The 11,737-nt window shown below is 37.0% G+C and carries 6 protein-coding genes; 3 read left to right on the top strand and 3 right to left on the bottom strand.

The features are described 5' to 3' along the window. Nucleotides 1-1,683 (top strand): T9SS type A sorting domain-containing protein (locus tag GX437_12810; protein ID NLJ08536.1); only part of this gene is annotated, 1,683 nt, incomplete at its 5' end. A 17-nt stretch (nt 1,684-1,700) separates the two neighbouring features. Here the strand turns inward: GX437_12810 and GX437_12805 are convergent. After that, nucleotides 1,701-2,781, bottom strand: a protein-coding gene (locus GX437_12805) for a peptide chain release factor 2 (protein ID NLJ08535.1) whose coding sequence is annotated in 2 segments (ribosomal slippage) — nt 1,701-2,720 and nt 2,722-2,781 — 1,080 coding nt in all. Because the reading frame shifts where the segments join, the coding sequence is not laid out codon by codon here. Nucleotides 2,782-3,494: 713 nt separating this feature from the next. Between GX437_12805 and GX437_12800 the strand changes: the two genes are divergently transcribed. Both GX437_12800 and GX437_12795 read left to right on the top strand, forming a co-directional pair. Then, on the top strand, nt 3,495-4,412 hold the full coding sequence (locus GX437_12800) for a tyrosine-type recombinase/integrase (GenBank protein NLJ08534.1): 918 nt from the start codon (nt 3,495-3,497) through the stop codon (nt 4,410-4,412). A gap of 8 nt (nt 4,413-4,420) precedes the next feature. Then, nucleotides 4,421-5,560, top strand: a complete 1,140-nt coding sequence (locus GX437_12795; protein NLJ08533.1) for an IS91 family transposase — start codon at nt 4,421-4,423, stop codon at nt 5,558-5,560. Between the two features lie 279 nt (nt 5,561-5,839). On the opposite strand, the gene blaOXA is transcribed toward GX437_12795, so the two are convergent. Further along, on the bottom strand, nt 5,840-6,655 hold the full coding sequence (gene blaOXA, locus GX437_12790) for a class D beta-lactamase (GenBank protein ID NLJ08532.1): 816 nt from the start codon (nt 6,653-6,655) through the stop codon (nt 5,840-5,842). 285 nt (nt 6,656-6,940) lie between these two features. Then, on the bottom strand, nt 6,941-11,737 hold a 4,797-nt coding region (locus GX437_12785), incomplete at its 5' end, for a T9SS type A sorting domain-containing protein (GenBank protein ID NLJ08531.1).

Genomic DNA, 11,737 nt, shown 5'->3' with positions numbered 1-11,737 from the left:
GACACCATAAGCGGGCGTCTTGTTGAGATCAGTACCTATTGCACCGGGGTTCAGTTTTATAATTGCCGTTTCCTTGGTTGGAAAAACGGGGCGGAACTCGTTTATTCTGCACCTTATCCTGCAGGCTACGGCAATACGTACACTATTTTTATGAACAATGAGTTTTTAAACGGAAGTTATGCCATCCGGATGAATGGGAATGAAACCACTCCTGATCTTTATACCTACATTCAGAAAAACACTTTTAAAGGCCAGAGCACCGGATCTGTTTATCTGAAAAATCATTTTGAACCTGTGATTTCCGCAAATTACATTCATTCTTACGGGAATATTTTGCCTTATACGGCCATTAACCTTGAATCCTGCAGCAGCAAGGGAAAAGTTCTTGAAAACAAAATCATTATTTCAAAAAACAAAGCCAACGCATTCGGCATCAGGTTGTTTAAAAGTTCGGGAATGTATCAGAATGAGTTTCTGATAGCCAATAATTTTATTTCTTCCATCACAGAGGCCTTTACCTCTGCCATCAGCATTTACAATTCCACCGATATAATTCTTGCACACAACAGTACTCATCTGACAGGCAGTACACAGGGGAGTGTAAACCTGACCTTGTTTTCCCCACGCTTTCTGAACATTGCATCCAATATTTTCAGCAATAAGGCTGAGGGGCACTGCATGGAAATCACTAACGGGCAGAACCTCAGCATTGATTACAATGCATATTTTACTAATTCAAACACTTATGTGCACCATGACGGCATTGATTATCCTTCAGTGGCGGCATGGCGCGATTCCATTGGTTTCGACAATCAATCGCTTCAGGTCGATCCCGGGTTTTGTTCGGATACGCTTTTGTTTACCTTTACCCCTGCTCTTGACGGGGCAGGAACTTATTTTTCTCAGGTATCCAAAGATATTGAACTTGAAAACCGCAAAAACCCACCTGATATTGGAGCTGATGAATTCGACCCCCTTGTTTTTAACCTGACCGACAGTGTGGAGGTTTGTGCCAATGAAAGTATTGAACTCGTTGCCGGAAACAATTGGGATACCTATTGCTGGCAGGATACTTTTTTTTCAAAGAAATATATCTTTCAGCCAGTTGATAATCAGGATAAAACACTCGATGTAAAGGCGAAGGTAACCAGGAAAGGATGTGCATTTACCGATACGGTTCATGTTGTTCAGCATTCCTATCCTGTATTTGATTTGGGAAAAGATACGTCTTTTTGCCTTCAGAAATTTTCAGGATATGATCTGCACGCTCCTTACGGTTATCCGAAATATTTATGGCAGGACAACAGCACCGACAGCATCTTTACCGTTACAAAACCTGCCGACTCCGGACTGAAAGTTTTTCATGTGAAAGTAACCAATACATTTGGATGTGAAAACAGCGACAGTGTCCGGATTTATTTTTATGACTGCAGCGGGATGAATGAACCTTTTACTCCGTTTCAGGCATGGTATTCAGTTAATGAAAAGAAAATCAAGTTTTTCTGGCCTGAAGAGTTAACGCAAAAAAACGCTTCAGTCAGCATTTATTCAGTCAGCGGTGAATTATTGATTGAAAGTCATGTGATGGAAGAATTGGATGCCGGAATGTTGCCTTCAGGCATTTATCTCTTGAAAATAACTGATGATAAAAATGTTTATTTCCTGAAATTCTTTGCAGAGTAGAGGAGAAGCAGTTATGATCAGCTGAACTTCATCAGATAGGTTTTCAGAAATTCATCCAGCTCACCATCCATCACAGCCTGGACATTCCCTGTTTCGACACCCGTGCGGAGGTCTTTTACCAGTTTGTAGGGATGCATGACATAGTTTCTGATCTGAGCACCCCATTCAATTTTCATTTTGGAGGCTTCTATCTCTTCCCTTTCTTTGTTGCGTTTTTGAATTTCAATTTCATAAAGCCTTGATTTTAAAAGCTTTAATGCAATTTCCTTGTTTTTCATCTGGGAACGCTCTTCCTGACATTCCACCACGATATTAGTGGGTTTGTGGTAAAGGCGGACAGCTGTTTCCACTTTATTGACATTCTGACCACCGGCTCCGCTCGAACGAAAAGTTTCCCAGGTGAGATCTGCTTCTTTTATTTCAATGTCGATGGAATCGTCAACGAGGGGATACACATAAACGCTGGCAAATGAAGTATGGCGTCTTGCGTTGGAATCAAAGGGAGAAATTCTGACCAGGCGGTGAACCCCGTTTTCTCCTTTCAGATACCCAAAAGCATAATCGCCTTCAATTTCAATGACAACTGATTTATAGCCGGCCTCTTCACCCACCACCTGATTGACGAGGCTGACTTTGTATCCTTTTCTTTCAGCCCACATCACATACATTCTCAGCAACATGCTCACCCAGTCCTGACTTTCGGTTCCACCCGCTCCGCTGTTGAGTTCCAGTACGGCACTCAGGGCATCTTCTTCTTTGGAAAGCATTTTCATAAATTCCACATTCTCAACCTTTTCGAGGCAGATACGATATGTCTTTTCCACTTCCTCCTCTTTCAATTCTCCTTCCTTGAAATACTCATAGGCTACTTCGGTTTCCTCAATTGCATTTTCAAGCTCATGAACAAGGGTTACCCATTTTTTCAACGATTTAATGTTTTTCAGGGTTTCCTCAGCTTCAGAGGGATTGTTCCAGAAAGTGGGTGATTGTGTAAGTTTTTCGAGTTCTGAGATTTGTTTTTCTTTCCCGCCTATGTCAAAGATACCTCCTTAGCGCAGAAACACGCTCACTAAGATTTTTCAAGTCTTCTGTTGTCATTCGAAGTAAAATTTTGTGGTGCAAAGGTATTGCTTTTCCCAAAACCTGCAAGCCGGTGATGACGCTTGAGTCTGTCTTTTGTCTTTGTCTGCTCTCACTTTTTGAGTTAATACATTTGAGACTATTCAGCCTGTATTACCAATAACGGAAATGCTGCATTTTGCAAAGTCATTTTACAGAGCATGAGGTAAGTGCCAAAGGTATGTCATGATAGTAAAATCAGGTAAAACGTGAGTGATTAAGTGACGTAGGTATGACATGAGTACTGAATCTCCCCGGTTTAATTTTCTGTAATTTCGTTCCGTTGGGATTCAGGTATTCTTTTCCTTATCTCATAATCATATTAAAAATCGCTACTATTCAGGTACAAAGTTTTAAACGATAAAAAAAATATTTTTTGTTATCCATAGCAGAATTAATTAATATTCAAATTGTTGGTGATTTAAGTACTAATAACTTTTAACTCCCCAATAGAGTCACTTGTTAAAGGGCTCTGAGGTAACGGATTGGCGGTATGTTTTTGTTGCCAATTTCGAAGCACTGTCCTGTCAAGTTACAAGTACCTATGATACGAGCAGAAATGATAGGTAACTCACTGACTGCCAAATGTTTTATAGACGATGTTGCACTAAACCTACAGTAGCCTAAGAGTGTGATAACCCTTATCATTGTTATGGAATAAATTATTTTTAACCTTTTAAATATTTTTGACAATGAAAGTTTCAGATTCATCACAAACTCTTATTGCTACTGCTTGCACAAAAGTAGCAGGTTTTTCAGATTTATTAGCTGAATTTCAAAAAAAAATTTCTATTTCCGGTAAAAGTATGAGTACTTTTAAAAATTATGCCCGTAATATAGCTAAAATGGCACTTCACTTTGAGCAACTGCCTACAGAACTGGATGCAGACCAAATCAATGACTATTTGTATTTGCTTCAACAAGAACACAATACTCCTTCAGATTCTTACTTTAAACATAGTGTTTATGGGTTAAGGTTTATTTTTCGGATGTATGGACTCAAAGACAAACGAATTGAATTGCCAAGTATTAAAAAAGAAAAAAAATTACCTGTTGTTTTAAGTCGTGAAGAAATTAAACGGCTTCTTAAAGCACCAAAATACCTTAAACACAGAATTTTATTAGGCTTACTTTATGGGTGCGGATTAAGATGCTTTGAGGTAATAAACCTGAAAATTTCTGACCTTGATTTTGACCGTAAAATGCTTCATGTCAGACAAGGAAAAGGTAAAAAAGACAGGTATTTACCTCTAAGTAACATACTGATACGCGGCTTAAAAAATTATATTGATGCAGAAAAACCTGATACATGGCTTTTTAATGGCAAACCTGAAGGAAGAGCTGGTGGTGATTTTGACAGCCGATATTCTCAGCGTGGTGTTCAATGGGCAGTTAATCAGGCTCGCAAAGAAGCAGGAATTCTTAAAGAAATGACTGTGCATACACTTCGTCATACCTATGCTACGCACCTGCTCGAAGATGGTCTTGACATTATTTCAATTAAAGAACTTCTCGGTCATGAATGTATTGATACGACCATGATTTATCTGCATGTGGCTCAGAGTGGCAGGAAAAAACCTTTTAGTCCTTTAGATACACTTTATCAATAATCAGTTTTTTGCGTCCTGCTTTTGAAGTAGCTGATGTTTTGAAAAGGCATTGGCCTCTGGTTTTGAATGACAAACGTTTTAATTTATGGCAAATCAGAACCTTAGGTGCTATCATGAGATGCCGTTCTGCCGATTTGGGCGGACACAAAGATATTTGTTGCAATTGCGGTAACAGCAGGATTAGTTATAATAGCTGTCGTAACCGTCATTGCCCGAAATGTCAGGGGAAAAATCGTGAAAACTGGATTGAAAATCGTGAAAATGATTTGATTCCTGTTCCTTATTTTCATGTCGTTTTTACTTTACCTGACATATTGAATCATTTAGCCCTTTTTAACCCCGAAGCTGTTTATAACTCCTTGTTTGATGCAGCATGGAATACAATTAAAGTTTTTGCTAATGACCCTAAACATTTGGGTGCTAAAACCGGTATGATTGCTGTTTTACACACCTGGGGGCAAAACCTTTCTTTGCATCCTCATCTTCATTGTATTGTGCCTGGTGGTGGTTTATCTGCTGCCGGTTTCTGGAAATATGCAAGAAATAATGGAAAATACCTTTTTCCTGTTAAGGCAATGAGCATGGTTTTCAGGGCTAAATATGCTGCTGCTTTACGCATGAAATTTCCGGATATTGATAAAAATTTCATGGATAGCTTATTTGATCAACATTGGGTGGTTTATGCCAAGCGACCTTTTGGCAATCCTCATCAAATTATTGAATATCTTGGTCGTTATACCCATAAAATTGCCATCAGTAATCATCGAATACTCAATATTGACCAGCATTGTGTTACTTTTTCCTATAAGGATTACCGAAAAGGGGCTAAAAAACTTGAAATGACACTGCCTGTTAATGAATTTATCAGAAGATTTGCCTTGCATATTTTACCTAAGGCTTTTGTCAGAATCAGGCATTACGGTATTCTTAGCAGTTCAACGAAACATCTTACGATACCCCATATCAAACAATTGCTTGTTTATCTTGAATCACCTTTTGAAAAATCTTTTACAACAGATATTTTTAACCCAAAATATTGCCCGAATTGTAAAACTGATTCAATGATTACTGTGGAAATCTTTCATAAAAGAGGACCTCCTGATGTGCTCAATTCAATCATAAAGTCTAATCATTTTATCCTCTCATGAATATTCACCATAAAATATGGTACATTATTTTTTTGCCTCATTATCACGATTTTAACAAATTCAACTCAGTTTTATCCTGTTATTCCTTTATTCTGCTCTTTCCTTTTATACTAAGTGATCCCAATCCGATTTTAATCAGCATCTTTTCATCTTTTTTAGCAAACTTATTTTAAGCTATTTTTTATTCAAACCCCATAGAAACACCGGTTCCGTGCAACTGCGACTTCATTGCAGGTTTTGCAAACCCAACGAAGTCTTAGTTGTTAGCAGTAGCAATTCTCATTCGTCAATCAGTTGAAGGTCTTTAAGGATTAAGTAAACTATGTCTATTCGTGCATTTGCAAAGTCCTTGTTGTTAATGTCTGAAGATTGAATGCAGTTGGCGAAATAGTAAACTTTATTTTTTTGCTCCAGATAGCCGACATACCACCCAATATCTTTGTTGTCTTGTCCGCCCCAACCAGTTTTTGCTCTTACTACATAGTTCAAGGTGTCTTTAGCAATCATTATGTTTTTTACAATGTCAACTGAACGCTGAGAAAATGGAAGTTGGTTGTCGTGAAGTCGCTTTAAAAAGTCAATCTGCGCTTTGGGTGAAATACGAAGTCCGCCAGTTAACCAAAATTTGTCAATGCCGCCCGAAGTGTCTGCGTTACCATAGTTTGCCTTGTCAAGCCAGTATTTCATTTGTTGTCCGCCAACACGTCTTGCAAGCTCTTGATAATACCAAACTGTCGAATTTTTAAAAGCGGTCTTTAAGTCGTGGTCTGCGTTCCAGTTTGGGTTTTGTCGTGTTATGCTGTCCCAAGGAATAACAAAGTTCTCGTCTTTAATTACTCCTGTCTCAAGTCCGATAAGCGAATTGCAAATTTTATAAGTCGAGGCAGGTGAAAAGGTTTGCTCGTATTGATTTTGGTTGTAAAAAATATATTTATCGTCTTGAGGGTCGTAAAGCACGAAAGAACCGTCAACATTAAATTGGTCGTAATACTTTTTGAAGTCGTCACGAATTTCAGTCGCCTGTTTTTGCTTACAAGCTGTCAGTCCGAGAACCGTTAAAGTCAAAAGAATTGTTGTCTGTTTCACTGTCGTCATATTGTTACTGCTAACGGTTTAGCGGCTTATGCTGGCTGTGCTTTTTAAAATGAAAGTTGTTTAAAATTACTAACTTACACATAATTTTATTCTTGTCTAAATAAACGTGAACCACAGCTTGCATAAGACGCTTGTTATAGCCAGTGCATTATTCTTTTTATTCATTCTTGTCTGTTTTTCAATTATATACAAGTAAAATTTCCTTTCTTTATCAGAGCATTTTTTATTCTTTATAAAGTAAATCAGGCACACTTTGTTTTCAAAATGTGCCTGATCTTTATTGTTTTACAGCTTAATCATTTTTTTACTGTCTTTTAAAATTCCGTCTATTAGTAAGCTGTAACTATAAATTCCTTTTGCAAAAGCTGACCAGTCTAAACTGTAAGTGTCTGAATGTGGTCTCAGTCTGATTGTTTTCACATGCTTTCCAAACAAATTATAAATGACTATTTCTGCGCTTCCTGAATTTTCAGCCAAATGGTATTTAATGGTTGTCTGGTCTTTGAAAGGATTGGGAATATTACCAATCAGGTAAGAATTGTCAACCGTTATTAATTCTTCAACTGTTGCAATTTCAGGAATCCAGAATTCCCATTCATTACTGTCTGCTTTATAAAAAACTGTATCACAATAAGTTGAATCGCTGCATGAGGTTGTGGTTTTCAGACAAACAACAAAAAAGGTATCAACAGTTTGCTTATAGAATGTATGATAAATATTTATCAAATGTGAAGTATCTGACCCATCTCCAAATGTCCATGAATAGGTTGTGGTTGGCAAATATGGTTCTGAGGAATTTTCAAAGTAAAGAATAATAGAATCCTCTGCAATAAGGTATTCATTAGTGAGAAATGAAGGTGAAACAGCCGAATCAACATAAACAGTAACCTCATCTGACTCAATTAATGAATTGTTTGATTTTAACCGGATATTCATTGTATAATTTGTTGTTACAGAAGGAAATACAGTTGGATTTACGATTGTACTATCATCCATATTTGCAGTTGGTTTCCAGTCAATATACATAGTAGAAGGAATTGATTTACCTGAAAAACCAAGTATAATGCTATCACCCTTGCATATTATTTTATCAGAACCTGCATTGGCATAGTAATTTACAGTTATTGAAAGTGTATCAGCATCGGAACATCCGTTTCCACTTGCAGATAAAATATAAGTTACCGGAGAAGTTGGATACGAAACAGGGTGTAAAATGGCAGGATTACTCAAATAAGTTGTTGGATTCCAATTATAAGTGGAAAATCCATAAACACTGCCATTTAACAGGACGGAAGTATCTCCAAAACCATCAAAGTAAATTGTAGCTTCATCAGGTTCAAGGTAAACACCATAAGGAACATTTACAGTATCGGTTTTTGTAGCTACACCGCAATAACCATAAACTGAAAGTTCAACTTCGTATTTTCTGTTGCCATAAAACCTGAAATCAGGAAAATTAAAACTGTCTTGCACCTGTCCGTTGTAAGAATAAGTTTTTTCATGATAATAAGCATCTTCATCATCAGGATGATAATTATCCTGACCTAACATGCTAACTGACCATTTATATTTGTATTCGTTTGCACTGTTCTGCCCGTTTGTAGCAAGCAAAGTACCTGAACCCGGGCAAACTTCGACAGGAATATCAAAGGCAGCATAAGGTAGAGAACTTATATATACAAGATTATCAACTAAATTAGTTTCATGGCAGTCATTTTCTGCAACAAACCTGATTTTATACAATTTTCCTTCTTCAAAGTTGAATTCATCTGACAAATTGTATTCACCAATCCTGACAGTGTCGTAACCTTTGAACGGAACATAAGTAACAGGTGAAACACAATTTGCTCCGTCATACTCACAAATTTCAAAATGCCATTTGGTTTCATTTAAAGTTCGTTTTGCTTTAACAGTAACATCACTTCCGAAACAGAATGTATCAACCATTTGGGCAACCGCAACAGGATAATTGATATTAGCCCAGCCAAAATCGCGATTGTTGATACCATGAGGCGGACTGTAATTTTTAAAATCACAAAATCCAGTGCAATTGGTACTGCCAAATCTCGAATAATTTCCATTAGGATTAACACCTGCAATTGCTCCGGTTGTTTTTATTCCACCACCAATCAAATAAATGGTATCACCTAAGGGATTGAAAACATAAAAGATGTTTTTATCTGATGAATCGGCAGGATTGTTATAGAAATGAATATCAGCATTTTGATTGATGCAAACATAAGCACCGTCTTCTGCAATTATTTCACCATAACCGGGTTGTTCAGGACTGCCAATTTCAATATGAGCATTTTCCTGAATCAACAATGTACCTCCTTTTTTAACTAAGATGGTTGAATTGGCTCCGATATGGGTATGACTGTTTGGTAATAAAACAAGACCTGCATCCTGTTTAATAATAATCATTGATTTTCTGCTGCCAAAGCGATCATCAACTTTTTTGCCACTTGAATCAAGTACAGCATCACCGTTTTCTGCATATTGGGTGTAAAGTGGTAAAGATTCATCATACTTTTCATACAACCCTAACATTGTAATGCTGTCATGATTGACCATAACCATTTCGGGACATATTTCCATTTTACTCCCATTGGTGATTTTTAAATGTCCATAGGGTTCATTAATATCGAGGTTGTGCCCAAGTTGCTCGGTTGTTCCGGTATTGAATTCAAACAATGTGTCAATTGCAACAGGAGGGAAAAAACAGGAAGCGAGACATGGGTCGGTAAGTTTAATTTCAAAATTTGTAATACCTGATGGAAAGGTTATGGTTATTTTCTTTTCACCATTATTATAAGAATAAGGTAAAAGATTTTGCTTTAACGAAACAGCTTGCATGTCATATTGAGGTTCGCAATCAGGCAGGAAGTAGGTTACATCAATGTCTCCGCCTGTGTTGTTTTCAATGAATCCCTGGTATTTATATCTTCCTGTAATTTCATAAGCAGTATTGATATTCTGGCTGGTGCTGATGTAGATTGTGTCATGATAAGTCAAAAAAGTACCATTGTCTATGGCAGCAATACGGAAATTGGTATTTGAGGTACAGTTGCCAAAATTTATTGAATTGCTTCTTGATTTTTTGAGCATGGCACTTTCAGCATCATAGCTTAATACAGCATTGCAGTTGGTAAAGTTATATGGATTTAAATGAAGCACTGTTGTATTTGAAAGTTTGGCATGATGAAAAACATCATTTCCATTGAAATTGTTGATGGTGACACAAGCATAATCATCTGTTTCGGTTTTGGACATAGTGGGTGGGGTTTCGGAGCATTTATAAGGCCAGAAAACAGACAGGAATGTAACCTCATTTCCATTTTTTGTTACCTCAAGACGAGTGTGTTTTCCACAATATGCTGTTTTTCTTGTAAGCCCATCCCAATAATATAAAGAATCTTTGTTGCTCAAATAGTCTCCTGCATTATCATTATAAGTATCGGTAGATGAACTATCAATATTATCAGGCGATCCTTTAACTGCCGTGATTGAAGCTAAATTCCATGTGCCAGGGACAGCTCCCCTAACAGAACATGGATGAGTCCATAAACAATTTCCATCAGGATAAAGTTTAAATGTTCCTTTTTCATAATTTCCGTTGCCATTTAAGCACCAAATAAATTCACGCTGAACACTATCCCTATTTCTATCGACAAAATCGGACATCACATAATAATAATGCTCATTATCAATTTTATACATCTCAATATTGCGTTCAAATTTAGTGTGCACATACTCAGTTTTTATATATGATTTTTGTAATGAAGATGTTTTGAGAATATCCCCCATATCGGTTGCAGGGGTATTGTTTTCAGGCCCTTTTTCACCGAAAATCCACCATCTGTCAACCATTATTAAATTATGATGATGTGCTTTATTTGTAGAGTTCCTCAGTTCATATCTAATATAACCCGGATCCATTGCAATAATTTCATTACCTGCTGTGATAATAAAACTACTTACATCGGGATGCTCATGTCCATAAGTTTCTGACTGTCCATCATTTAATGCAGTACCAATTTCACCTGCAATCCTGATAAAATGTGAATTAATAACAGGTACAGAATATGGACTTCTTAAAATAAGATCGCCACTGACTTTATGAGCATGGCTTACATCAGCTTTCAAGGGGTATTTGGGAATATCTGGGGCATTTGCCAAGTAATCTGCCTGCAAATATACATTTACAGTATTGTTGGGTGTCATGATGTTAAAATCAGTATGCTTCGTATCGTTTCCAAAAGTCTTTAAAATTGCCAAAAAATAAGGATAAACTCTAAAAATCCTGCAATCATCGTAGGCAGCAGGTTTACCGTCCGGTTGGGTAATATCTTTTAGCCAGATTCCCAGATTTTCAATATCTGGATCGTAGAGAAAGTTCCTTACAGTATGTTCATCTCCTTTATATTTATACTTGGAAGAAAAATCTGTTTGGAAATAGTTGTTAAAAGCAATGAAAAACGGTACTGCATTTTCAAAAGCATACCCAAAATAATGTGGACCTTCTGCATACCCTGAGATACTTCCTCTTGTTGACATAGGATGTTTTGCTTCCCACAGTGTTTCCTCAATTGTAAACATGGCTACATCAATCCATTCGTCAGGTTTGTAGTTGTCATGGCTTTTATTTTTATATCCACAGTCATTTAGCACTATAGCTGCTAATCCAATAGCAGATGCCGACATAATGCTATGGTTGTCGTCTTTTTTAAAAACACTATTCTTTTTGCAAATATTTCGTGCAAAAATCTGAAGTTTATATTTAGCAACTTCAAGGCTATCGCTGACAACTCCTGCTGCTTTCAGATAATCATAAGCCTGCAGATAATGTATCAACTCTTTGCTCCTGTACTGTAGTTTTTCATCGCTGTCTGTTTTGTATTCAATATTGTAAAGACGCTCAAGTGCATTGGTGCGGATAGCATAAAGCTCAGCTATTTTTAGAGTATCCTGACTGCTTCTCAAATACTCTCCTTCTCCATTAAATCCCATCAGGTAAACAAAAGCTGCGTGTTTAGCATAATATGAATTGGCTGCAATACCAGTTGTATTTTTAGCTCCATT

This window comes from Sphingobacteriales bacterium (assembly GCA_012517435.1).
Lineage (GTDB): Bacteria > Bacteroidota > Bacteroidia > CAILMK01 > JAAYUY01 > JAAYUY01.
This window is presented reverse-complemented; position numbering and strand designations above follow the sequence as displayed.